Source organism: Thermocatellispora tengchongensis (genome assembly GCF_014202315.1).
GTDB lineage: Bacteria > Actinomycetota > Actinomycetes > Streptosporangiales > Streptosporangiaceae > Thermocatellispora > Thermocatellispora tengchongensis.
Map to the genome: position 1 here is coordinate 1 of NZ_JACHGN010000012.1, position 22,612 is coordinate 22,612.

Annotated in this window: 23 protein-coding genes; 10 read left to right on the forward strand and 13 right to left on the reverse strand. The window is 73.8% G+C overall.

Translation table 11 applies throughout. The features are described from left to right. Positions 1 to 808 (forward strand): PaaX family transcriptional regulator (locus HNP84_RS26530; RefSeq protein ID WP_221336787.1); only part of this gene is annotated, 808 nt, incomplete at its 5' end. An 11-nt stretch (positions 809 to 819) separates the two neighbouring features. Here HNP84_RS26530 and HNP84_RS26535 read toward each other — a convergent pair. After that, a complete protein-coding gene (locus tag HNP84_RS26535; RefSeq protein ID WP_185052641.1) occupies positions 820 to 1,329 on the reverse strand; it encodes a flavin reductase family protein in 510 nt (169 codons plus the stop codon). A gap of 94 nt (positions 1,330 to 1,423) precedes the next feature. Here HNP84_RS26535 and HNP84_RS26540 point away from each other — a divergent pair, with 94 nt between their 5' ends. Further along, positions 1,424 to 1,894, forward strand: a complete 471-nt coding sequence (locus HNP84_RS26540) for a hypothetical protein (RefSeq protein ID WP_185052642.1) — start codon at positions 1,424 to 1,426, stop codon at positions 1,892 to 1,894. On the opposite strand, the gene HNP84_RS26545 is transcribed toward HNP84_RS26540, so the two are convergent. The 10 genes from HNP84_RS26545 to uidA form a co-directional block, all read right to left on the reverse strand. Continuing rightward, complete coding sequence (locus HNP84_RS26545) at positions 1,884 to 2,645, reverse strand: SDR family NAD(P)-dependent oxidoreductase (protein WP_185052643.1); 762 nt, start codon at positions 2,643 to 2,645, stop codon at positions 1,884 to 1,886. The two genes, HNP84_RS26540 and HNP84_RS26545, sit on opposite strands and share 11 nt — an antisense overlap. Then, the gene (locus HNP84_RS26550; RefSeq protein WP_185052644.1) at positions 2,642 to 3,658 is read right to left on the reverse strand and encodes an LLM class flavin-dependent oxidoreductase; all 1,017 of its coding nucleotides are present in this window, start codon (positions 3,656 to 3,658) and stop codon (positions 2,642 to 2,644) included. Before HNP84_RS26550 ends, HNP84_RS26545 begins: the two co-directional genes overlap by 4 nt. Beyond that, a complete protein-coding gene (locus HNP84_RS26555; RefSeq protein WP_221336788.1) occupies positions 3,651 to 3,932 on the reverse strand; it encodes a TIGR04076 family protein in 282 nt (93 codons plus the stop codon). Before HNP84_RS26555 ends, HNP84_RS26550 begins: the two co-directional genes overlap by 8 nt. After that, positions 3,929 to 4,186 carry a TIGR04076 family protein gene (locus HNP84_RS55235; RefSeq protein ID WP_221336789.1) on the reverse strand — a complete coding sequence of 86 codons (258 nt, stop codon included), beginning with the start codon at positions 4,184 to 4,186 and terminating at the stop codon, positions 3,929 to 3,931. The genes HNP84_RS26555 and HNP84_RS55235 overlap by 4 nt, the downstream gene beginning before the upstream one ends. 17 nt (positions 4,187 to 4,203) lie before the next feature. After that, the gene (locus HNP84_RS26565) at positions 4,204 to 5,424 is read right to left on the reverse strand and encodes an acyl-CoA dehydrogenase family protein (protein ID WP_185052646.1); all 1,221 of its coding nucleotides are present in this window, start codon (positions 5,422 to 5,424) and stop codon (positions 4,204 to 4,206) included. Between the two features lie 42 nt (positions 5,425 to 5,466). Next, on the reverse strand, positions 5,467 to 6,258 hold the full coding sequence (locus HNP84_RS26570) for an amino acid ABC transporter ATP-binding protein (protein WP_281396279.1): 792 nt from the start codon (positions 6,256 to 6,258) through the stop codon (positions 5,467 to 5,469). Continuing rightward, entirely contained in the window at positions 6,255 to 7,124 is an 870-nt protein-coding gene (locus HNP84_RS26575; protein ID WP_185052647.1) for an amino acid ABC transporter permease, read from the reverse strand. Before HNP84_RS26575 ends, HNP84_RS26570 begins: the two co-directional genes overlap by 4 nt. 10 nt (positions 7,125 to 7,134) lie before the next feature. After that, positions 7,135 to 8,094, reverse strand: coding sequence for a transporter substrate-binding domain-containing protein (locus HNP84_RS26580; protein ID WP_185052648.1), 960 nt, complete (start codon positions 8,092 to 8,094; stop codon positions 7,135 to 7,137). A gap of 1,264 nt (positions 8,095 to 9,358) precedes the next feature. Further along, a complete protein-coding gene (uidB, locus tag HNP84_RS26585) occupies positions 9,359 to 10,729 on the reverse strand; it encodes a glucuronide transporter (RefSeq protein ID WP_185052649.1) in 1,371 nt (456 codons plus the stop codon). Between the two features lie 159 nt (positions 10,730 to 10,888). Continuing rightward, positions 10,889 to 12,673, reverse strand: coding sequence for a beta-glucuronidase (gene uidA, locus HNP84_RS26590; RefSeq protein ID WP_185052650.1), 1,785 nt, complete (start codon positions 12,671 to 12,673; stop codon positions 10,889 to 10,891). Between the two features lie 142 nt (positions 12,674 to 12,815). Here uidA and HNP84_RS26595 point away from each other — a divergent pair, with 142 nt between their 5' ends. The 8 genes from HNP84_RS26595 (at position 12,816) to HNP84_RS26630 (ending at position 21,191) form a co-directional block, all read left to right on the forward strand. Next, positions 12,816 to 13,853, forward strand: a complete 1,038-nt coding sequence (locus HNP84_RS26595; protein WP_185052651.1) for a LacI family DNA-binding transcriptional regulator — start codon at positions 12,816 to 12,818, stop codon at positions 13,851 to 13,853. 63 nt (positions 13,854 to 13,916) lie between these two features. Beyond that, entirely contained in the window at positions 13,917 to 15,128 is a 1,212-nt protein-coding gene (locus HNP84_RS26600; RefSeq protein ID WP_185052652.1) for a serine/threonine-protein kinase, read from the forward strand. Further along, on the forward strand, positions 15,125 to 15,580 hold the full coding sequence (locus HNP84_RS26605; protein ID WP_185052653.1) for a hypothetical protein: 456 nt from the start codon (positions 15,125 to 15,127) through the stop codon (positions 15,578 to 15,580). Before HNP84_RS26600 ends, HNP84_RS26605 begins: the two co-directional genes overlap by 4 nt. 164 nt (positions 15,581 to 15,744) lie before the next feature. Beyond that, positions 15,745 to 17,115, forward strand: a complete 1,371-nt coding sequence (gene glnT, locus HNP84_RS26610) for a type III glutamate--ammonia ligase (RefSeq protein ID WP_221336790.1) — start codon at positions 15,745 to 15,747, stop codon at positions 17,113 to 17,115. A gap of 58 nt (positions 17,116 to 17,173) precedes the next feature. Continuing rightward, entirely contained in the window at positions 17,174 to 18,055 is an 882-nt protein-coding gene (locus HNP84_RS26615) for a class II glutamine amidotransferase domain-containing protein (RefSeq protein WP_185052654.1), read from the forward strand. Next, positions 18,043 to 18,720: a glutamate synthase gene (locus tag HNP84_RS26620; protein WP_185052655.1), complete on the forward strand. Its 678-nt coding sequence runs from the start codon at positions 18,043 to 18,045 to the stop codon at positions 18,718 to 18,720. Before HNP84_RS26615 ends, HNP84_RS26620 begins: the two co-directional genes overlap by 13 nt. 12 nt (positions 18,721 to 18,732) lie before the next feature. Further along, positions 18,733 to 20,058, forward strand: coding sequence for an FMN-binding glutamate synthase family protein (locus HNP84_RS26625; protein ID WP_185052656.1), 1,326 nt, complete (start codon positions 18,733 to 18,735; stop codon positions 20,056 to 20,058). Then, entirely contained in the window at positions 20,055 to 21,191 is a 1,137-nt protein-coding gene (locus tag HNP84_RS26630; protein WP_185052657.1) for an FAD-dependent oxidoreductase, read from the forward strand. Before HNP84_RS26625 ends, HNP84_RS26630 begins: the two co-directional genes overlap by 4 nt. On the opposite strand, the gene HNP84_RS26635 is transcribed toward HNP84_RS26630, so the two are convergent. Then, positions 21,192 to 21,770, reverse strand: a complete 579-nt coding sequence (locus HNP84_RS26635) for a helix-turn-helix domain-containing protein (protein WP_185052658.1) — start codon at positions 21,768 to 21,770, stop codon at positions 21,192 to 21,194. Between the two features lie 66 nt (positions 21,771 to 21,836). Then, positions 21,837 to 22,532, reverse strand: a complete 696-nt coding sequence (locus HNP84_RS26640) for a rhodanese-like domain-containing protein (protein WP_185052659.1) — start codon at positions 22,530 to 22,532, stop codon at positions 21,837 to 21,839. Positions 22,533 to 22,612 lie beyond the last annotated feature (80 nt).

Here is a 22,612-nt window from a genome sequence, read left to right on the forward strand (position 1 = left end):
CGATCTCTTCGACGCGCAGCCGCAGAGCCTGCTGCTGACGATCTTCGGCGCATTCCTGGAGCCGCGCACGGCGCCCGTGTGGTCCGGCGGCCTGGACGCCATCCTCGGCTACTTCGGCTTCAGCACCGCGGCGGCGCGGATCGCGCTGGCGCGCCTGGTGCAGCGCGAGCTGGCCGAGCGGCACCGCAAGGGACGGCACGTCTACTACACGCTGACCAAGCGGAGCGTGCACCTGCTGGAGGACGGCGACGAGCGGATCTCCTCCCTGGGCGAGCGCCCCGGCGAGGCCGTCACCTGGACGCTGGTGTGGCACCAGCTCCCCGACAGCCGCAAGGCCGAGCGGTCCAACTTCGTGCGGCAGCTCCGCTTCCACGGCTTCGGCCATCTTCAGGACGGCATGTGGGCCTCGCCGCGCGACTACGTGGTCGAGGTGACCGACCTGGTGCACACGCTGGGCATCGGCGACGCCGTCGCGATCTTCCGGGCCGCGCCCTCGGGCGATGTCGCGGCGGGGCCGCTGATCGGGCATCTGTGGCAGCTCGACGAGGTGGCCGAGCGCTACCGCCGCTTCGCCGCCAAGTACGCGCCCCTGACCCGGCCGCGTGAGATGTCGCCGCGTGAGGCGTTCGTGACCTGCACCGAGATGCTGCAGTCCTTCCGCGCCTTCGCCGACATCGACCCCGAGCTGCCCGAGGAGTGGGCGACGCACGCCGGGGCGCGGCGCGAGGCCATCGCGGTCTACCGCGAGGCGCTGGACCGGCTCAGGGAGCCCGCCGCGGCGCACTTCCGCGAGCTGACCCGCACCTAGACCGGAGCAGGTCAGGCCGGCTCGGCGGGGGCCAGCCGGTGGTAGCCGCTGTTGAAGAACAGCAGGGGCGTGTCGTGCTCGTGGTGGGTGCGCACGACCTGGCCGATGACGATCACGTGGTCGCCCTTGCGCTGGGTGGACTCGACCTCGCAGATCATGCCGGCCAGCGCGTCGCGGATCACCGGCAGGCCGTCCACCGGCTCGAAGGCGGGGTCGTCCACGGCGGGCTGCGATCCGGCGAAGCGCCGGGAGTGCTCCTCGTGCTGCTCGGCCAGGACCGACACGCTGAACCGGCCGGCGCGCTGGATGGCGGCGCAGGTGTGGGAGCCGATCTTCAGGCAGACGAGGATCAGCGGGGGCTCCAGCGACACCGAGGTCAGGGAGTTGACCGACGCGGCGTAGGGGGTGCCCCGGTCGAGCGTGGCGACGATCGCGACGCCGGTGGCGAAGCGGCGCATCACCTCGCGCAGCAGGGCCGAGTCGACGGGTGCGGAACGAGGTCCAGCGGGCGGCATGCCCATCCGCGGCTCCTTTCGCAGTGGCCCCTCCGGGGCGCAGCAATAGATTACAAGTCAGTGTTGTGACCTGTCTAGCATTGTGGCTAGGCTGCGGAACGTGCCAGAAAGCCAGATCACCGTGCTGCGAGACCTGCTCGCGGCGTACTACCGGCCCGAGGGGTTCCGCCTGGGCATCGTGTTGTCGGGCGGCTGCGCGGAGCAGGTCGCCGCGGCCGCCTCGGACGTCCTCACCGCGCACGGGCAGGCCCCGGCGCGCAGGCTGGCGCGGCTGCTCCCCCGCCCCGGCGAGCCGGCCGAACGCCCCGAGGACGTCGCCGGCTTCCTGGAGAAGTACGGCCACGAGTACGCCGTCGCGTGGCTGCCCGCGCCCGCACGCGAGGCGGACCTGATCGCGATCACCGCGGCGGCCCGCGGGTCCGGCTGCGCGATCGGCTGGGACCTGACGGGCTGGGATGTCACCGGTTCCGCCGTCGATGAGGCCCGGCTGCGCGAATGGGGGGCCGACTTCGCGCTGTGGCGGGACGGCGAGAGGGTGCGGGTCTACACCCGCACGCCGCTCAGCTCGTGAACTCGCCGCCGGTCAGCCACACGGTCTGGCCGGTGACCTGGTCGAACTCCGGGAAGGTCAGCGCCACGACGGTGCGCGCGACCTCCTGGGCCGTGGGGAAGCGCGGCAGCGCCATGCGCTGCCGCAGCGCCCGCGACATCTCCAGCAGCGCGGGATCGTCCGGCTCGGGAGCGTCGGGCTCGGCCACCCGGCCGGGGGCGACCACGTTGGCCGTGATCCCGTGCCCGCCCTCCTCGGCGGCGACGTAGCGCGTCAGCGCCGACGCCGCCGCCTTCGCCGCCGCGTACGCGCCCATGCCCGGCATGGGCCGGGCCATCAGCGCCCCGGAGACGAACACGATCCGGCCGAACCCGGCCGCCCGCATGCCGGGCAGGGCCCGCCGGCACAGGTCGTGGTGGGCACGCACGCCGTCGAGGTGCCGCTCCAGCGTGCCCGCCTCCACGTCCGCCACGGCCGCGACCCCGAGGGCGCCACCCGGCTCGGCCGCGTTGACCAGGATCGTCACCGGCCCCAGCTCGGCCTCCACCGTGGCGAACAGCCGCTCGGCGGCCCGTTCGCCCGGCAGGGCCGCGCACACGGCCAAGCCGCCGCCGCACTCACGGACGATCTCGGCCGCGAGCCCCGCCGAGCGGTGACAGTGCACGGCCACGGCCGCACCCGCGGCGGCCAGGCCGGTGGCGACATGCCGCCCGATCGCACCGGTGCCGCCCGCGACCAGCGCGACCCGCCCCGCGAGCGGCCCGGGGTTCACGGCGTCGCCCGCAGACGGGGCAGGACGCGCTCGCCGAAGATCCCCATCGCGTGGCCGGGGTCGGGGCCGAGCGGCGGGCCGAAGGAGATGTGCCGCGCCCCGGCCGCCAGCAGTTCCTCGCACTGCTCCAGCACGTCGTGCGCGCCGCCGACGATGCCCAGGGTGAGCATCGACGGCGAGGAGAGCACCGCCTCGGTCGCCTCGTCCAGCCGCCCGTCGTCCACCAGCGCCTGGGTGCGGGCGAACTCCTCCGGGTCCAGGCCGTGCGCGGCCAGGGCGTCGGCCGACAGCGAGCCGCTGTAGCGGGCGATGAACCGGGCCAGCACCCGGCGCGCCCGGTCGCGGTCCTCGTCGAGGGAGCACCACACGCACGCGGCGATGTCCAGGTCGGCGACCGTACGCCCGGCGGCCTTCGCGCCCCGCCCGATCTGCTCCATCGCGTCGAACACCTGGCGCGGCGGCAGGCACAGCGGCAGCACGCCGTCCGCGTGCCGCCCGGCCATCTCCAGCATCTTCGGGCCCATCGCGCCGACGTAGATCGGCACCGGGCGGGGCGACTCGATGTGCGCCGACTCGTGCCAGCCCTCGCCCGCCCCGGGCAGCCCGGCCGGGCTGCGGCCGTCGGTGAGGGCGCGGATCGCCACGACCGCCGTACGCGTGCGCGGCACGGGACGCGGCGCGGCGATCCCGGCGCGGCGGAAGAAGACGTCGGAGCCCGCGCCCAGCCCGAGGATGAACCGGCCGCCGGACAGCTCCTGGAAGCCGGAGGCGAGCTGGGCGAGCTGGACCGGGTGGATCGACACCGGGTCCAGCACGCCCGAGCCGACCTTGATCCGCTCGGTGGCGGCGAGCATGGCGGCCATGCTCGCGACGCCGGGCCCGCCGAACAGGTCGTTGCCGGTCCACACCTGGTCGAAGCCCATGGCCTCGGCGCGTACCGCCGCCTCGGTGACGCCGGCGATGCCGCCCGCGCCGGCGCCCACGCGCACGCTGAAGATCGGGCCCTCAGCCATCGTCGCGTACCTCCTCCAGTCGCATGATCAGGTTCTCCGGCGGGTCGGGGCAGGCCGCGAGGGGGCGCCCGGCCAGCCACTCGTCCGCGTCCGGCCCGGCCAGGCGCCCGTTGAGCAGGGAGGCGGCCGAGGCGATGGCGTAGAAGCAGAAGTGCGCCCCCGGCGGCAGCGACACTCCCTCGGGGCCGACCTCGAAGTAGTCGCCGACCCGCAGCTCGCACGCCGAGTAGTTCATGGACTCCACCGTGCAGCGCACCCTGCGTCCCCCGGTCACCGCCCCTCCCGGTCCACGCGCTCCAGGCGCATCACCACGGCGTCGGCCGGGTCGGGGCAGCAGATGTACGGCTTGCGCTCCAGCCAGTGGTCCGGCGGCAGGTCGCTCAGCCGGGCGTCCAGGACCGGGAAGACCGCGGCCATGGCGTGCAGGCAGAACGGCCTGCCCTGCGGCAGGGTCAGCGCCGAGCCCTCGACCTCGAAGCAGTCGCCCACCGCCAGGCCGCAGCGCGGCGACTCCGCGCGCTCGACCACGACGCGCACTCTGGGGGTCACAGCGCGGCGCGCGGCGTGGCGCCGAACAGGGTCGGCTCGCCGGCCGGGTCGCGCAGCACCTTCTCGGCCAGGGAGCCCCAGTGCATGCGCTTGGCGCCGGCGTGCGCCAGGGCGCCCCAGGCGTCGCGCAGCACCCGCTGCATCGGGTCGTCGTCGAACAGGTAGCGCGATCCGTACAGCTCCACGCACAGGTCGAGCACCCGGCGCAGCGTCTCGGCGGCCATGGTGTTGGTCGCGATCAGCCGGTGCTCCTGGGTCGGGGTGAGCACCCGTCCCGGGGTGAAGATGATCTCGTCGGTGCGCTTGGCGATGTCGGTCACCCCCGCCAGCAGCATGTCCACCTCGGCGCACGCCTGGCCCAGGGCGCGACGGACGGTGGCGTCGGCGGAGCCCGAGGGCCCGACGCGGCGCCGCACCGCGGCCAGCGCCAGGTCCAGCGCGTGCTGGGCCACGCCGACGCAGACGCCGGTCAGGCCGAAGAACGCCAGCGTGACGTGCTTGTTCAGCGGGTCGGCGTCGGGGTTGGCCGGGGCCTCCCGGTCGAAGGAGTACTTGGCCGGGATGAACACCGGCTCGGTGATCGAGTACGACGAGCTGCCCGAGCCGCGTACGCCGAGGGTGTGCCAGTTGTGGGCGTGCTCCACCGCCTCGCGCGGCAGCCACAGGCCCAGGGTGAGCTGGCCGCCGCCCGGCGCGGGCACCGGCTCGTCGCCGTCGAAGACCAGGCAGCCGCCGATGATGTGCTCGGCGACGTAGCTGCCGCTGCCCCAGTCCCAGCGGCCGGTCACGAGGTAGCCGCCGTCGGTCACCTGGGCCCGGCCCTTGGGGTGGAAGGAGCCGCTGGTCGGCATGTCGCGGGTCGGGTACAGCTCGTGGTACGCCTCGTCCCCGAGCCTGCCGGCGTAGAAGCCGGTGGCGTTGAGCACGCCGACGTTCCACGCCGTGCCCGCGTCCACCCGGGCGATCTTGGCCACGACGGCGACCTGGTCGGCGAGCGTCATCTCCAGCCCGCCCAGCCGGGCCGGGAACCCCATCTCGAACAGCCCCGCCCGGCGCAGCGCCCGCGCGGCCCGCTCGGTGATCCGGCCCTTGGCGTCCCCGTCGGCGGCCTCCTCGGCGACCAGGTCCAGCACCGCCTCGGCGTTGGCCAGCACGGCGTCCCGGCTCTCCGGCGCGCGCAGCGTCGTCTCGCCGGGGAGCTCGTTGGTCGTGGTCATGACTCTCCTATCGAAATCGTCGTCGTCGTTCGGCGGCGGGCGTCAGGGCAGCACGGCCGACAGGAACGCGCGGCTGCGCTCGTGGCGGGGGTTGCCCAGCACCTCGTGCGGCGGGCCCTGCTCCACGATCCGGCCGGCGTCCATGAACACCACGCGGCTGGCGACCTCGCGGGCGAAGCCCATCTCGTGGGTGACGACGATCATCGTCATCCCGCCGGCCGCCAGGTCGCGCATCACGTTGAGCACCTCGCCCACCAGCTCGGGGTCGAGCGCGCTGGTGGGCTCGTCGAACAGCATCACCTTCGGGCGCATCGCCAGCGCCCGCGCGATGGCCACGCGCTGCTGCTGGCCGCCCGACAGCCGCGAGGGGTAGGCGTCGGCCTTGTCGGCCAGGCCGACCGACCGCAGCAGCTCCTGGGCGTGGGCGCGGGCGGCGGTCCTGTCCTCGCCGAGCACGCGCACGGGCGCGAAGGCGATGTTCTCCAGCGCCGTCATGTGCGGGAAGAGGTTGAAGTGCTGGAAGACCATGCCGACCTGCGTACGCTGGCGGCAGGCGGCGTTCTCGCGCAGCTCGCGCAGCCTGCCGCGGTGCACCCGGTAGCCGACGAGCGAGCCGTCCACCAGCACCAGGCCGCGATCGATGTCCTCCAGGTTGTTCACGCAGCGCAGCAGGGTGCTCTTGCCGCACCCCGACGGCCCGATCAGGCACACCGTCTCGCCCGCGGCGACGGCGAGGTCGATGTCGAACAGGACCTGGCGGTGCCCGTAGGACTTGCTGACGTTCTCGATCGAGACCATCGGCCGGTCGGCGGGCGTCTGCGGCTCGGCCGTCATCGTTCCGCGATCCTCCGTTCCAGGACGTACTGGACCGCCGTCAGCACGGCGATCACGGCGAAGTACCAGACCGCGGCGACCAGCAGCATCTCGATGGTGCGGTAGTTGGCGCCGGAGATGGCCTGGGCGACGGTGAGCAGGTCGCCGCCGCCGATGACCGACACGATCGCGGTCGCCTTGAGCATGCTGATCAGCTCGTTGCCCATCGGGGGCACGATGACCCGCAGCGCCTGGGGCAGGACGATGAAGCGGGTGGTGTTCAGCGAGTTGAGCCCGAGGGCCTTGGCGGCGTCGCGCTGGCCGCGGCCGATCGCGAGCAGGCCGCCGCGTACGATCTCGGCCATGTAGCCGGAGCCGGCCAGCGACAGCCCGATGACGGAGGCCGCGAAGGGCGTCAGCACCTCCTGCACCGGGCTGCTGTACAGCACCAGGCCGGTGAACGGCACGCCGATGGTGATCCGCTCCATGAACAGGCCCAGGTTGCCGACGAAGATCAGCAGCAGGATCAGCGGGATGCCGCGGAAGACGAAGATGTACGCCGCCGCGGTCGAGCTGATGATCCGGCTCGGCGACATGCGCATCAGGGCCACGACGACGGCGCCGATCACGGAGAAGATCATGCCGAGCGCGGTCATCAGCAGCGTGCGCATCAGGCCGGCCATGATGTCGGGGTGGAACAGGTACTCGCCGACGACCGGCCACTCGATCTTGGGGTTGGCGGCGAAGGCGTACGCGGTCAGCGCGACGACCGCGACCACGAGCACGGCCAGCACGCCGCGGCCGTAGTGCCGCACCGGGACGGCGTCCTGCCGCGTCAGGCGGGGCGCGCCGGTCACGCCCGGGGGGTGGGAGATCTGCTCTGCCATCGCGTGCCGATCAGGAGGCGGGGGTGGCCGAGGAGGAGCCCTGCCCGGCGGGCAGGCCCGTGTACGCGTTCACCTTGATGTCCTCGGCGGGCAGCGCGGCGTCGCCGGACTCCCACTTGTCCATCACCTTCTGGTACGCACCCGAGCGCGCGAGCTTGCCGAGCGCCCCGGCCAGCGCGTTCGTCAGGCCCGGCTGCGCCTTGGACACCGCGATGGCCACACCGCGCTCCATGTAGGCGTCGACCTGCTCGTCGGGCAGCGTCACGCTCTCGAAGCCGGACTCCTTGGCGATGACCCGGGTGGAGGCGGAGGCGTCCATCCACGCGTCCACGGTGCCGCCCTTGATCGCCACGATCGCGCCCTGCGCGCCCGGATAGCCGACCGGGACGATCGCGGGCTTGCCCTGGCCGGTGCAGAACTTCTCGCTGTTGCCCTTGACCACGGCCTCCTGCTGGCTGCCGGTGGGCACGCCGATCTTCATCCCGCAGGTGTCGGACATGCTCTTGACCCCGCGCGGGTTGCCGCTCTTGACGAGCAGGGCCATCGGCGAGCGGTAGAACTGGACGAGGTCGATGACCTGCTCGCGCTCCTTGCCATCGCTGACCTGCCCGAACAGCGCGTCCACGTTTCCGCTCTGCAGTCCGGGGAGCTGCGCGGGCCACTGCAGGTTCTTCCACACCGGAGTGACGCCCAGAACCTCGCCCATCGCCACCGCGAGATCGGGCGTGATGCCGACCGGCTTGGAGGTGTCACCGGTCTCGATGCCGATGATCGGCGGCGTTTCCCATAGCGCCCCGAACACGATCTGCTTGCTCTGCTTGATACGGTCGGGCAACAGGTCGTGCAGCGCCTGGTCGAACGCCGCCGCCGGAGCCGCAGCGGGCGACACGGCCTGCGTCGCGTCCTGCGACGATGAGCCGCCGCAGGCCGCGACCCCGATCGCGAGCGCGAACGCGGCCGTACCCGCCATCAGCACACGCGCCGACCCACGAGCACTTTTCCGGGCTTCCGCTGTATTAGTGACCGGCACAGCTCGCTCCTTCCTAAAGGTGACCTTTCGGACACCGAGAGCTGACACATTACAAAGGAGCGAGCTGCACTGACAAGTATTTCCCGATATCAAATGAAACGCTCTGACCTCACAAAACACCCCATCCTGCTGTGCAAGAACACAGAGCCCACCACCCGCCGAACCGCCACGACGGGCCCGCTCCTCCCCCATGGATCAACCGACCCCAGCCGCGCTGCGGCCCACGGACGAGCGCAGGTCCCATCCACCGGACCTTCAACGGCCATGGCCACGTCGCGCCCACCACCACGGCTACCGCCTTCGAATACAGGCCACCCCCAGAACCGGAGCCGGCCCGGCAGGACGGAGTTTGCGCGAGGGGACGGAGTTTGCGCGGGACGCCGGAGCCGGCGCGGGGGGCGAATCCGGCGCGGGGGATGGAGCCGGCACGGGGGGCGGAGCCGGCACGGGGGGCGGAACCGGCACGGGGGGCGGAACCGGCACGGGGGGCGGAACCGGCACGGGGGGCGGAACCGGCACGGGGGGCGGAACCGGCACGGGGCGTCGAAGCCAGCACGGGGGCGGAACCGGCGCCGGGACCGGAGGGAGTACGGCAGGCCACAACCGGCGCGGCAGGCCGCATGTCGATCACGAGCATGCCGACGAGGGCTGGCGACGACGGGCCCCGAGCACAGGCCGCAGGCACAGGCCGCAGGCACAGGCCGCAGGCACAGGCCGCAGGCACAGGCCGCAGGCACAGGCCACGGCCACGGGCACGGGGCACAGGCCACGGGCACGGGCACAGGCCACGGGCACGGGCCGCCGACAAAGGCCGCAGACGCAGACACGGGCCACAGGCCCCGACATGGCGACGGCCACCGACACGGGGCCATGTCGAGGGCCCGACCGACACGGGCCGCAGGGCACCGACACAGGCGACAGGTCCCGGGCCTGGTGTCCGTGCGAGCACCGATGCTGCCCGCGCATGGCCAGAACCGGCGCTCAGGCCATAACCGGCGCTCAGGCCACAACCGGCGGGCCGGGACCCGAGCCGATGCCGCAGCGTCCCGTCATGTCCACAGGGAGCAGCCGGGAGGGTGAGCCGGTCGGGGCCGGGTGCGCGTGCGCCTGGGGTCACGCACTCGTTTTCCGAAAGAGGAGAAGTTTCGATCCGGAAAGACTGTGAGCGGCCCCGGCTCCTGGTGCGGGAGCCGGGGCCGTGTCGTCATCGGTCCAGGGCCTCCCGGGGCTGTTTGTCCGGGGCGGAGGCGTGGTCGCGGCGCTGGGCCACTTCGGTGACGATCTCGGCGAACCTGCGTTCGGTCAGCGGGTAGAACCACATGATCGCGATGGCGAGCAGCGCCGTGACGGCGGGTGCGGCGCCGGCCGCGAAGCGGATCGCCGTGAGCGCGCCCTCGCTCTGCTGTGCCGCCTGGGCCGCGTAGCCGCCCAGTGCCAGCGCGTACGCCCCCGCCGCCGCGCCGAGCGCCTGGCCCAGCTTGCGGGTGAAGGAGAACACGGCGTACGTCGCGCCCTCGGTGCGCACGCCGGATCGCCACTCGCCGTACTCCACCGTGTCGGCCTCCAGGGCCCACATCAACGTGTTGACCAGGGCGGTGCCGAGCCCCGCGACCGCCCAGAAGAAGATCGGCAGCGCGACCGGGTCCGCCGGGGCCAGGAAGACGCCGAGGCCGCCGGCCACCGACAGGCCGCCGCTGAGCACGTACGCGCGCCTCTTGCCGATCCGGGCGACCAGGACCGGCGCGAGCGGGGCGACGACGAACAGCTCGGCGGTGGTCACCACGGTCAGGACGATGAACAGCGAGGGGTCGCCGAGCACGTCGCGGGCGTAGTAGACGCCCACGGCCGTCAGCGAGGACATGCCGGTCAGGTAGACCAGCGCGCTGGCGCACAGCATGAGCAGCGGCCGGTTGCCCCGCATCGCCGCCACGGTCTGCCGCAGGGTCACCCGCGCGACGGCGCGCGGCACCGCCTCCTTGGAGGTGAGGAAGGTGAACAGGTACATCGCCGCCCCGGCGACGGCGAAGATCCAGGTGACGGCTGTCAGCGTGCCCTGAAGGTCGCCGCCGCCCTGCAGTGCTGGCGAGATGACCAGCACCAGGATCAGGATGATCACCGCCACGCCGACGCCGCGCGCGGCGGCCAGCCGGGCGCGCTCGCGCGGCTCCTGCGTCATCGCGGTCGCGAGCGAACCGTACGGGATGTTGACCAGGCTGTACGCCAGCCCGAGCAGCGCGTAGGTGACGTACGCGTACGCCAGCTCGGCGCCGCTCGACATCTCCGGCACGTGGAAGGTGGCCACGTTGAGCAGGAGCAGCGGCACCGCGCCGAACAGGATGTACGGGCGGAACTTGCCCCACCGGGTCTGGGTCCGGTCCACGAGCCGCCCGGCGAGGATGTCCGCGAGCGCGTCCCAGATGCGGACGATGAGGAACATGGTGCCGACCGCCGCTGGGGACAGCCCCACCACGTCGGTGTAGTACACGAGCAGGAACATGCTCGTGAGGCTGAAGGCGAGGTTGTTGCCGGCGTCTCCGGCGCCGTAGCCGATGACCTGGATTCTGCGGAGCTTCATCGCTGCTCCTTCGGTGGTGCGTGCAGGCTGCCGCCTGCGGGGGGATGGGGGGCGCGGTGGCGTGGGAGTTCGGTGGCCTGGGGGTTCAGGGATTCTTCGGCGTGCGGGACTCCGGCGTGGGTGCGGGATTCCCGGGTGTGGGCGGGGTCGGGCGTGGCGTCAGGCGTCCGGGCGCCAGCGGCGGCGTACCGCGAAGGCGGCCGCCTTGGGGCGGCGGTCGCGGGTGAAGACGCCCTTCTTGTTGCCGTCCACCCGGAAGAAGCCGGGGCGGGTGGCGAAGTCGGCGAAGTTCCAGATGTGCTCGCCCACGACGGCGTCCACGCGGTCGAAGACGCGGTGGTGCATCTCCAGCAGGCGGACCTGGTAGTCCTCGGTCCACGGCATGTCCACGGCGGAGTGCAGGCCGGCGAGGGTGTCGGCGCCGTACTCGGTGACGATGATCGGCTTGCCCTGTCCCTCGGCCCATGCCCGGAGTTCGGCCTCCAGGGCGGCCTCGGCGGCGGCCAGGTCTCCGGGGGACACGTACCAGCCGTAGTAGCGGTTGATCATGACGACGTCCGCCAGCTCGCTGACCAGGCACTCCCCCGCGGGGGCCAGCATCACGTTGACGAAGCCGACCGGGCGGGAGGGGTCGAGCTTGCGGGTCTCGGCGAACAGCGGCTCGAAGTACGCGCGGGCTTCGGGCGTGTGCGACTCCGGCTCGTTGGCGATGCTCCACAGCACCACGCTGGGGTGGTTCTTGTCGCGGGCGACGAGCTCGCGGATGGCCTGGAGGTGTGCCTGGCGGGCGCCCTCGCCGATCGTCTCGGCCGAGAACGTGGGCAGCTTCGCGCCGCCCATGATGCCGCCGGCGAGGCCCAGGTTGAGGCCGACGGCCGCGGTCTCGTCGATCACCACGACGCCGTGGCGGTCGGCGTAGTCCAGGACCTCCTCGGCGTAGGGGTAGTGGGAGGTGCGGAAGGAGTTGGCGCCGATCCACTCCATCAGCTCGAAGTCGTGCACCATGAGCGCGTCGTCGTGTCCCTTGCCGCGCACGGCGGAGTCCTCGTGCTTGCCGAAGCCGCGGAAGTGGAACGGCTCGCCGTTGATCAGGAAGCGGGTGCCGCGCACCTCGACCGTGCGGACGCCAACGCTCTGGTGGTAGGTGTCGGCGACCTCGCCGCCGGGGGCGACGAGGGTCGCCTCCAGGTCGTACAGGTAGCCGTCGCCGGGGGCCCAGGGGTGCACGTCCGGCACGGTCAGCAGGCCCTCGGCGCCCTCGCCCGCCGCGACCACGGCGCCCTCCGCGTCGCGCAGGGTCACCCGCACGCCGTGGCCGGGCGCGCCCTCGCTCGCCACGGCGTACCGGACGGTGCCGGTCGCGCCGTCCAGGCCGGTGACCACGGTGATGTCGGCGATGTGGGCGGGCGGAGTGGTGTAGAGCCACACGGAGCGGTGCAGCCCGGCGTAGTTGAAGAAGTCGTGGAAGTACTGCTGGCGGCGGCCCGCCGGGGTGTCCTCGACGTATCCGGGCGGGATGGAGGACCAGGTCAGCTCGTTGCCGACCACGACCGTGACGCGGTTCTCCGCCCCGTACGCCAGGTGGCGGGTGACGTCGGCCTCGAACGGGGTGTAGCCGCCCTCGTGCTCGGCGACCAGGGTGTCGCCGACCCAGACGGCGGCGCGGTGGGTGGCGGCGTCGAAGCGCAGGACGACGCGCTCGCCGTGCCAGCGGGCGGGCACCCGGAAGACGGTCTGGTACCACGCGTCGCCCACGTGATCCCGGACCGCGATGTCCGGGACGATGTCGTTGTAGCTGGCGGGCACCGGCATCTCGCGCGGCTCCGGCAGCGGGCCCCGCCACCACCCGGCCGCGCGGCCCGCGCCGCCGGGGTCGAGGCGGAAGGCCCACAGCCCGTCGAGTGATCTGCGTTCGCGGGTCGCGCTGTCCTGTGGGCGGAGCATCCGTCCTCCTGCTCTGCGAGGCGTCGTTTCGGACCGGCTGTCACCGGCCGTTACGGTTCCATTAAGCTGAGCTCACACCGGCATGGCAAGCGGTTGCCATCTGTTGTCGCGCCCCCCGCACGACCCCGAGTAGGTGAAGGCCGTGGCCGACCCCGACCCGCCCGAGCGGCGGCATCCCCCGACGATCTACGACGTGGCGCGGGCCGCCGGGGTCGCCCCCTCGACGGTCTCGCGGGCCTTCTCCCGCCCGGGGCGGGTCAACGCCGAGACCGCCGAGCGCATCCGCCGGATCGCGGCCGAGCTGGGCTACCGCACCAACCCGCTGGCCCGCGCGCTGCCGACCGGGCGCACCTCGATGCTCGCCTGCGTGATCGCCGACATCACCAACCCGTTCTACGGCGAGATCATCAGGGGCGCGGAGTCGGCCGCGGCGGAGGCCGGGTACGTCCTGCTGCTCGTGGACGCCCAGGAGTCCGACCGGCAGGAGCGGGAGGCCCTGGACCGGGCGCTGCCGGCGGTCGAGGGCGTGGTGCTCACCGGCTCCCGCATGTCCGACTCGGCGATCAGGATGACCGCCAAGCAGCGGCCGACGGTCGTGCTCAACCGGGAGGTCGCCGACGTGCCCAGCGTGGTCAGCGACAACGCCCAGGGCATGCGGATGGCCGCCCGGCACCTGGCCGATCTGGGGCACCGCGCCGTCACCTACGTCGCCGGGCCGGAGGCGTCGTGGGCCGACGGCATGCGGTGGCGCTCGCTGCGCGAGGCGGCGGCCGAGCTGGGGCTGCGCCTGAACCGGATCGGGCCCTACCCGCCCACCATCCCCGGGGGCACCCTGGCCGCCGAGGGGGTGGGCCGCCAGGGGGCCTCGGCGGTCATCGCCTACAACGACCAGCTCGCGATCGGCCTCATGCGCGGCCTGCAGGCCGCGGGCGTGCGCGTGCCGGAGGACGTCAGCGTGGTCGGCTTCGACAACATCTTCGGCGCGGAGCTGGTCACCCCGGGCCTGACCACGGTGGCGGCGCCGCTGCGCGCCCAAGGCCGCGCCGCGGTCCGCGGCCTGATCTCGGTGCTGGGCGGCGCCCGGCCGCGCACCGCGCAGGCGGTGGTGCTCCCGGCGCGCCTGGTCGTCCGGGCCTCTACCGGCGGCCCCGCCCCGGGCCGCGGTCACGGCAGGCCGTAACGCCGCGCCCGTCACCCCCGATCTCCTCGTGACATGCGAATGCGGGGGGACGGAGGGCCGCCGATGCCTCAGCCGTTGAGGCGCGACGACCCCCGGCAGGCGGGGCCGTACCCGCTGACGGGTCTGCTGGGCGAGGGCGGGCAGGGCGCGGTCTACCTCGGCCACGACGCGTCGGGCGCTCCGGTCGCGGTGAAGATCCTGCACGCCCGGCTGGCCCGGGACGAGGAGTCCCGCCGCCGGTTCCTGCGCGAGGTGGACGCCGCCCGCAGGGTCGGGCCGTTCAGCACGGCCCGGGTGCTGGCGGTGGACATCGAGGGCGACCGGCCCTACATCGTCAGCGAGTTCGTGGACGGCGAGTCGCTGCAGCAGCTCATCACCCGCGACGGGCCGCGCGACGAGGGCGGCCTGCGCCGCCTGGCCCTGGCCACCGCGGCGGCGCTGCGCGCGATCCACCAGGCGGGGATCGTGCACCGCGACTTCAAGCCGAGCAACGTCCTGCTCGGCCCCGACGGGCCGCGGGTGATCGACTTCGGCATCGCCCGGGCCCTTGAGAGCACCACGCTGGCGTCCAGCGGCGTGGTGGGCACGCCGACGTACATGTCGCCGGAGCAGGTGGCCGGGCAGCGGGTCGGGCCCGCCTCCGACGTGTTCTCCTGGGGGATCGCGATGGCGTTCGCGGCCACGGGCACGCCGGCCTTCGGCCAGGACAGCATCCCTGCCGTGCTCAACCGGATACTCAACCACGAGCCCGACCTCACCGGGCTTCCCGGCGACATGCGCGACCTGGTGGCGTCGTGCCTCGCCAAGGACCCGGACGACCGGCCCAGCGCCGACGACCTGCTGCACACGATCCTGGGTCACGCGCCGCCCGCGGGGGCCGCGCCGGCTCCGACGCCGGGCCCGGCTCCGACGCCGACGCCGGTGCGGCCCCGCCCCGTCGCGCGTCCGCTCTCCGCGGCCACGACCGCCGATCCGGGCAGCGCGGTGGGCCCGCCCGCGGCGCCGCGTCATCGCCCGTTCCTCCTCGCGGTCCTGGCGCAGATCGCGGCCGGCGTGCTGACCTACGCGTCGGCGGAGTGGGCGGACTACGGCCGGGAGGTCACGGCGGAGCAGGGCCGGAACGCCTATGGCGTGACGGACGGGCCGCTGACCTGGGCCGGGGCCGGATTCTGGGCGGGCGTGATCGCCTGGATCTGCCTGGGCACGGCCGCGGCGGTGGTGCTGCGCGTCATCTCCTTCCGGCGGGCCCGCCGCGACGGACGGAGGACCGCGTGACCATCTCGCTGCTGTTGCCGCTCAGCGTGATCGTCTGGGCGATCGTGTTCTCGATCCCGGCGGCCCGGCGCCTGTTCGGCCGGCACCGGGTGTGGGTCGCGCTCACCGTGCTGCCGTTGCAGCCGCTCGTGCTCGTGGCCCTGGTGGACGGCCTGTCGTCGGGGGACGGCGCGGAGGCGCAGGACGTGACGCTCAACGTGCTGGCCTATGTGAACGGGCTGGTGGCCTTCGGGCTGGTGACCGGCGTCCAGGCCGCGCTGCGGCCCGAGCCCGCCGGCGACGGGCGCCACCGGGCCTCGGCGGTCTGGGGCACGACGGCCGCCGTCGCGGCGGCGCTGGCGGTGCTCCTCGTCCTGGCCGGGCTGCCGCTGGTCCTCACCGCGCTGGCGGTCGTGGTGGTGCTGGCGGCCGGGGCCGGTGTCGCCGCCCTCGGGGGACGCCGGGGCCGCTGAGACCAGGGGCGGCCCTGTGCCGCCGATCCCGGCGGAGGCCGGGGGCCGGTCGGGCGCGAAAACGGGTTAACGCGGCCGTAACACTGCCGACATGGCAGAGATGTTCACCGCCATGACACTTCAGATAATGTCAGTGAACACCTCACCGTTCTTGGGGAGTGCCCGTGACCGTCCCCGTGATCCCTGCACCGGCCCAGGCCCCCGCCGCCCCCGGCCCTGACGCCACCCAGTCCCTCACCTCGCTGGCCAAGGCCGACGGCGTTCGGTTCCTGCTCGCCATGTTCACCACGCTCACCGGCAAGCCGTGCGCCAAGCTGGTGCCGGTCGAGGCGGCCGACGCCCTGGAGGGCGAGGGCGTCGGCTTCGCCGGGTACGCGGCCGGCGGCATGGGCCAGCAGCCCCGCGACCCCGACGTGATCGCGATCCCGGACGTGCGGTCGTACACGCCGCTCACCTTCGTCCGGCCCGGCCTGGGCCTGGTGCACTGCGACCCGCACGTGGAAGGCCGCCCGTACGCCTTCGCGCCGCGCGTCATCCTGCGCACGCTCGCCGAGCGCGCCGCCGCCGAGGGCATGTCGCTGGTCAGCGGCGCGGAGCTGGAGTACTTCCTGGTCCGCCGCGCCGCCGACGGCTCGGTGGTGGTCGCCGACGCCGGCGACGACGCCGACCAGCCCTGCTACGACGCCCGCGGCCTGACCCGGATGTACGAGCACCTGACCGCGGTCTCCGACGCGATGGTCCAGCTCGGCTGGGGCCCGTACGCCAGCGACCACGAGGACGGCAACGGGCAGTTCGAGCAGAACTTCCACCACGCCGACGCGCTCACCACGGCCGACAGGATCGTGACCCTGCGCTACATCGTGCAGATGCTGGCCGAGCAGCGCGGCATGACCGCGACGTTCATGCCCAAGCCGTTCGCCGACCGCACCGGCAACGGGCTGCACATGCACCTGTCGCTGTGGAACGGCGAGCGGGCGCTCTTCCCGGCCTCCGGTGAGGACCCGTACGGGATGGGGCTGAGCCGCACCGCGTACGCCTTCATAGCCGGGCTGGTCGCGCACGCCCCGGCCATGCACGCGCTGATCGCGCCCACGGTCAACTCCTACAAGCGCACCGGCGCGACCACCACGGCCTCCGGCGCCACCTGGGCGCCGCGGGAGGCGTCCTGGGGTGGCAACGACCGCACCCACCTGGTGCGGGTGCCCGACGGGAACCGGGTCGAGCTGCGCGGCGGCGACGGCTCGGCCAACTCCTACCTCGCCGCGGCGGCGGCGCTGGAGGCGGGACTGGACGGGGTGCACCGCGGCCTGGACCCGGGCGCGCCCGGAGCGCGGCGGGGACCGGGCCTGCCGCGCACGCTGCTGGACGCGGTGCACGCGCTGGAGGGGGACGACGTGGTGCGCGGCGTCCTGGACGCGGTCGATCCCGAGGCCGGGGTCAGCGCCTACTACGCCGAGCTGAAGCGGGAGGAGTTCTACGGCTGGCACAACACGGTCACGCGCTGGGAGCTGGACCGCTATCTCACCGCCGTCTGAACCGCCGTCCGAACCGCCGTCTGAACCGTCTGAACCGCCGTCTCACGAAAGGACCACCATGTGCGGCATCTCAGGCATCCAGGTCCGCGATCCGTCGCTGCGCCCGAGGCTGGGCGAGCTGCTCGCGGGCATGCTGCACCAGGCCGCCGAGCGCGGCCCCGACTCGGCGGGGGTGGCGCTGTACGGCGACCCGCGGCTGAGCCCGCCGGGGTGCGCGACCGTCAGCCTGACCAGTCTCGGCGTCCCGGCCGCCGAGGTCGCCGCCCGCGTGGGCGCCGAGGCGGTGGCCGCGGGCCAGGCCGTCGTGGTGCGCAGCGCGGAGCTGGACGCCGGGGAGCTGGAGGCGGCCGTACGCGCGGCGTTCCCGCGCGCGGTCGTCACCGGGCGCGGCACCGGGCTGGCCGTGCTGAAGGGCGTCGGCCACCCCGACGCGCTGATCGAGGAGTTCGGGCTGCGCGAGGCGAGCGGCTGGCAGGGCATCGCGCACACCCGGATGGCCACCGAGTCGGCCGTCACGCCCGAGGGCGCGCACCCGTACTCGGTCGGGGAGAACGTGTGCCTGGTGCACAACGGCTCCTTCGCCAACCACGCCACGATCCGCCGGGAGCTGATCGCCGAGGGCGCCGTCTTCGACAGCGACAACGACACCGAGGTGGGCGCCCGGTTCGTGGCCCACCGCCTGGCCGAGGGGATGGACCTGGAGAAGGCGCTGCTGGCGCTGTGCGAGCGCTTCGACGGCTTCTACACCCTGCTGGTGACCACCGGCGACGCCTTCGCCGTGGTGCGCGACGCCATCGCGTGCAAGCCCGCGGTCGTCGCCGAGACCGACGCGTGGGTGGCCATGGCCTCCGAGTACCGCTGCCTGGCCGCCCTGCCGGGCATCGAGTCCGCGCGCATCTTCGAACCCGAGCCCGAGGAGGTCCGCACATGGCGCCGGTGACCGAGATCGACCTGCGGTCGGCGTCCGTACGGGAGCTGAACGGCGCGCTGCACCGGGCCGAGCCCGGCACGTCGTGGCGGGTGCTGCACCCCGGCGGCGCGCACAACCTGGCCGTGGGCCTGGACGCCGCCGTGGACGTGGTGATCGACGGCCACGCGGGCTACTACTGCGCCGGGATGAACCAGCACGCCACGGTCACGGTCCACGGGAACGTGGGCGTGGGCGTGGCGGAGAACATGATGTCCGGCACGGTGCGGGTGCGCGGCAGCGCCTCGCAGTCCGCGGGCGCAACGGCGCACGGCGGCCTGCTGGTGATCGACGGCGACGCCTCGGCCCGCTGCGGCATCTCCATGAAGGGGGTGGACATCGTCGTCGGCGGCGACGTCGGCCACATGAGCGCGTTCATGGGGCAGGCCGGGCGCCTGGTGGTGTGCGGCGACGCGGGCGACGCGCTGGGCGACTCCCTGTACGAGGCCCGCATCTACGTCCAGGGCCGGGTGCGGTCGCTGGGGGCCGACTGCGTGGAGAAGGAGATGGGCCCCGAGCACCTGGCGGAGCTGGCCATGCTGCTCAAGGCGGCCGGGCGCGACGACGACCCGGCCGGGTTCCGCCGGTACGGCTCCGCGCGCCGCCTGTACCACTTCACCACCGGCAACTCTTACTGACGGGAGACCTCCATGCACGACGACCCGGCGGCCCTGGGCCTGCGCGAGTCGGCGACCTTCGACCGCGCCACGATCGCGGCGATCCAGCGGGCCGCCGAGACCGGCGTGTACGACATCCGCGGCTGGGGCGCCAAACGCAGGGTGCCGCACTTCGACGACCTGCTGTTCCTCGGGGCGAGCATGTCGCGCTACCCGCTGGAGGGCTACCGCGAGCGGTGCGACACCGACGTGGTGCTCGGCGACCGCCACGCCACCCGCCCGCTGCGCCTGGCCACCCCGGTCACCATCGCCGGGATGAGCTTCGGCGCCCTGTCGGCGCAGGCCAAGGAGGCGCTGGGCCGGGGCGCGAGCGAGGCGGGCACCTCGACCACCACCGGCGACGGCGGCATGACCCCGGAGGAGCGCGGCCACTCCAAGACGCTGGTCTACCAGTACCTGCCCTCGCGCTACGGCATGAACCCCGACGACCTGCGCCGGGCCGACGCGATCGAGGTGGTGCTGGGCCAGGGCGCCAAGCCGGGCGGCGGCGGCATGCTGCTGGGGCAGAAGATCACCGACCGGGTGGCGGCGATGCGCACCCTGCCGCCGGGGATCGACCAGCGCAGCGCCTGCCGCCACCCCGACTGGACCGGCCCGGACGACCTGGAGATCAAGATCCGGGAGCTGCGCGAGATCACCGACTGGGAGAAGCCGATCTACGTCAAGGTCGGCGCCACCCGGACGTACTACGACGTCAAGCTGGCGGCCAAGGCGGGCGCGGACGTGATCGTGGTGGACGGCATGCAGGGCGGCACCGCCGCGACGCAGGAGGTGTTCATCGAGCACGTCGGCATCCCCACCCTGGCCGCTCTCCCCCAGGCGGTGCGGGCGCTGCAGGAGGAGGGGCTGCACCGCAGGGTCCAGCTCGTCGTCTCCGGCGGGGTGCGCAACGGCGCCGACCTGGCCAAGTGCATGGCGCTGGGCGCCGACGCGGTGGCCATCGGCACCGCCGCGCTGATCGCGCTCGGCGACAACCACCCCAAGTGGGACGCCGAGTACCGCAAGCTCGGCTCGGCGGCGGGGTACTTCGACGACTACCAGGACGGCCGCGACCCGGCGGGGATCTCCACCCAGGACGAGGAGCTGGCCGCGCGGCTGGACCCGGTCGAGGGCGGGCGGCGGGTGGCCAACCTGATCCGGGTGATGACGATGGAGGCCCAAACCATCGCCCGCGCCTGCGGCAAGGCGCACCTGCGCAACCTGGAGCCCGAGGACCTGGTGGCGCTGACCGTGGAGTCGGCCGCGATGGCCCGAGTGCCGCTGGCGGGCACCGACTGGATTCCCGGGACGGGGCGATGAGCGGCGACGACCTGCCCCGGGAGGTGGAGATCGCGGTGGCCGGGGCCGGGCTGATGGGCGCGGCCACCGCCTGGGCGCTGGCGCGGCGCGGGCGCGCGGTGGCGCTGCTGGAGCGGTTCGCGCCCGGCCACGATCGCGGCAGCTCCCACGGCAGCGCCAGGATCGTCCGCCGCGCCTACCCCGACCCCCTCTACGTCGCGATGACCGGCCGGGCGATGGCGCTGTGGCGGGAGCTGGAGCGGGAGTCGGGCGAGCGGCTGATCCGGATCACCGGAGGGCTCGACCACGGCGGGCTGCGCGACCCCGGGGGGATCGCCGCGGTGCTGGCCCGTGCCGGGGTGGAGCACGAGCTCATGCCCGCCGCCGAGGCCGGGCGGCGCTGGCCGGGGCTGCGCTTCACCGGCCCGGTCCTGTTCCACCCCGAGGCGGGCACCGTGGACGCCGCCAGGGCGGTGGCCGCGTTCACGGCGCGGGCGCGGGCGGCCGGGGCGTCGTTCCATCCGCGGACCCCGGTGCTGCGGCTGACGCCGTACGAGGGGGGCGTGCGGCTGGAGACGGAGCGGGGCACGGTCGCCGCCAGGCGGGTGGTGGTCGCGGCGGGGGCCTGGGTCTCCGGCCTGGCCGGCGGCCTGGTGCCGCTGCCGCCGCTGACGGTGACCCAGCAGCAGGCCTTCCACTTCCCCCGCCGCGACCCGGACGTGGACTGGCCGGTCGTCGTGCACAAGGACGAGGGGGTGTCGTGCTACAGCCTGCCCGGAGGCCGCGACGGCGGCCCCGGCGGCGGGCGAAAGGTCGCCGAGCACGACGGCGGCACCCCCACCACGGCCGACACCCGCTCCGGGGTGGTCGATCCGGCCGCGCGCGAGCGTGTGGCCGCGTACGTGCGCGAGTGGCTGCCCGGCCTGGAGCCCGAGCCGTTCGGCGAGACGAGCTGCCTGTACACCTCGACCATCACCGAGGACTTCGTCCTGGACCGGGAGGGCCCGCTCGTGATCTGCTCGCCCTGCTCCGGCCACGGCGCCAAGTTCGCCCCGCTGATCGGCGAGCTGGCGGCCGACCTGGCCGAGGGGGCGCCCTCCCCCGACCCCCGCTTCACCCTGGCCGGCCACCGGGCCGCCGCGGGCGCGCGATAGCTACCGGCCGGGGCCGATGGTGCCGTAGGCGGTGACGGTGAGGAACCGGATGGGCAGCTCGATCAGCTCCACCGGCCCGTGCGGCCCCTCGCCGTCGAACTGCAGCGCGTCGCCGACGTGCATCTCGTAGCGCGCCTCGCCGTGGCCGTAGACCATGACGCCCTCCAGCATGTACAGGAACTCGGTCCCGGCGTGCTGGAACAGCGGGAACACCTCGCTGGCCTCGGTCAGCGTGACCAGCAGCGGCTCCATGCGCTTGTGCTCGCCGCGCAGCGAGCCGAGCTGCTCGTACAGGTGGCCGACGTTGCTGCCGCGGCGGATGATCTGGGCGCCGTGCCCGGCCGGGACGAACACCGCCTCGCGCTCGGCGTCCACGCCGCGGAACAGCGCGGTCACCGGCACCTGGAGCGCCTCGGCCAGCTTGGCCAGGGTGGACAGGCTGCACGAGGTCTGCGCGTTCTCGATCTTGGAGAGCATCGCCTTGGACATCCCGGTACGCCGGGCCAGCTCGGCCAGCGAGATCCGCCGGTCCTGCCGGCTCTCGCGCACCCGGATCGCGATGATCTCCTCCAGTGACATCCCGCCAGCATAAGCCCCGTCCACTGAGGGGAACCACCCGCCACCCGCGGTGGACCGCCCGCGCGCTCAGCCGAGGTCGGGCTCCCAGCCGGGTGCTCCGCGCAGCGCCCCGACGACGAGCAGGCCCACGAGGGTGCCGTCGGTCCTGGTGACCACCACGTGGTCGGAGCCGGCGCGGTCCAGGCGCTGGAGGAGCGAGGCCAGTTCCTCGCTGGGACGCACGGTGTGGACGCCGAAGCGCATCGCCTCGCCGGCCGTCGCGGCGCCGTCGGTGCCGGCCAGCTCGCGCGGCCCGATCGTGCCCTGGACCACGTCGTGCTCGTCCACCACCACGCACAGCCCGGCGGGGTCGGCGACGATCCGGTCGCCGACCTGCCCGATCGGGTCGTCGAGGCGGGCGGTCACCGGGTCGCGGCGGGTGTGCGGGCCGACCAGGTCGGCCTCGCCCTCGTAGGGCAGGTCGCTGGAGATCCAGTCCATCTTGCCGGCCGCGTAGTCGGCGACATCGGGGAAGCCGAGGTGCTCCAGCCGGTGCGCGGCACGCGGGCTCATGTCGCAGACCAGGTCGTGACAGTAGACGACGACGGGCTCCGCCGGGTCCAGCGTGCCGGCCGCCGCCTCGTCCAGGCTCCTGAGCGGCAGGTTCACCGCGCCGGGCAGGTGCGCCCAGGCGTACTCCTTCTCGGGCAGGACCTCGACGAGCCGGGCCCGCGAGGTCGCGAGGAGCCGTCGCACGCCCTCGCGGTCGATGACGTTCACCATGCTCTCCGCCGTACCCCGCCTGCGTGGGTTAAGCGCCCGGCACGCGTCGGGCCGGCGCCGTGCGGCACCGGCCCGGGGCT